The organism is Rhodococcus sp. ENV425, assembly GCF_002887785.1.
Taxonomy (GTDB): domain Bacteria; phylum Actinomycetota; class Actinomycetes; order Mycobacteriales; family Mycobacteriaceae; genus Rhodococcus; species Rhodococcus aetherivorans.
Map to the genome: position 1 here is coordinate 1 of NZ_PCZU01000206.1, position 1160 is coordinate 1160.

Consider the following 1160-nt stretch of genomic DNA (forward strand, 5'->3'; position numbering starts at 1 on the left):
CCCCGGAATCCTCCGGTGGCTGCAGGTCGCGGACCAGGTCCGCGAGCTCGCCCAGCGTCTTTGCGGACATCGCCCGGGCCGTCCGATCCCGGTGCTCCCCGAAATCGAGCTGGCCGTCGGCGTAGGCGGTGTCGAGACGGCCACAGACCAGTGCCCGGTCGATGTCGCGTGCCCGCGTTCGCGGCGTGTGTCGGCTCACCACCCGGGCAGCCTAGAACGCCCGATATGGGCGCGTCGCGCAGTCGCGCGCCCCACACCCCGCCCACCCACGTGCCGTCCGCACGTACTCTGGACCCGTGCGGATACAGCGGCAGGTGGTGGACTACGCGCTGCAGCGCAGGTCGCTGCTCGCCCAGGTCTACTCGGGGCGGACCGGCGTCGCAGAGGTGTGCGACGCCAGCCCCTACCTGCTCCGCGCCGCCAAGTTCCACGGTCGGGGCAGTGACGTGGTCTGCCCGATCTGCCGCAAGGAGCAGCTGACACTCGTGTCGTGGGTGTTCGGCGACAAGCTCGGCCCGGTGTCCGGGTCGGCCCGCACCGCGGAGGAACTGGTCCGCCTGGCCGCCAGCCAGGAGGAGTTCTCCGTCCACGTGGTCGAGGTGTGCCGCACGTGCAGCTGGAACCACCTTGTCCAGTCCTATGTCCTGGGGGCGGAACCCGCGCCCAAGCGGCCCCGCCGCAGGTCGACCGGCCAGAGCCGCCGCACCGCGAGCGAGTGAGCCGTGCGCGACCCCTGCTGAACCGCCCCGTCCCCGGTGACCCCGTCCCCGGTGACTCCGTCCCCTTGTGACACTGCACTGCCCGAAGAACACTGCACTGCCCGAACGCGCGCTGCCCGACGAGACCGAAGTCTGCAGACGTGAAACGAGGACGCGTGCCACCGCGTCCGCGCTACCGGTTGGAGATGAGTACGTGAGTTCCCCCCACAACGATCCGCAGGGCGAACGGCCGAGGCCGCCGCACGGGAACGGACCGGCAGGTCCCCCGCCGCCGCGGCGACCGGGACCCGTGGGGGGACCCCCGCCCGGACGCGCACCCGGGGGTGGGCCGCCCATGGATCGGCGGATGCCGCCTCCGGGACGCCCCTATCCGCCGCAGCCGCGCCCCCAGCAGGGCGGGCCGCAGCCGTACCCGCCGCAGCAGTTCGCCGCGGGGAACCC

2 protein-coding genes are annotated in these 1160 nt (G+C 73.0%); one reads left to right on the plus strand and one right to left on the minus strand.

From position 1 onward, the window contains the following. Positions 1-202 (minus strand): DUF1707 domain-containing protein (locus CQZ88_RS17025; RefSeq protein WP_146034323.1); only part of this gene is annotated, 202 nt, incomplete at its 3' end. Between the two features lie 94 nt (positions 203-296). Here CQZ88_RS17025 and CQZ88_RS17030 point away from each other — a divergent pair. Then, on the plus strand, positions 297-719 hold the full coding sequence (locus CQZ88_RS17030) for a DUF5318 domain-containing protein (protein WP_065923290.1): 423 nt from the start codon (positions 297-299) through the stop codon (positions 717-719). Positions 720-1160 lie beyond the last annotated feature (441 nt).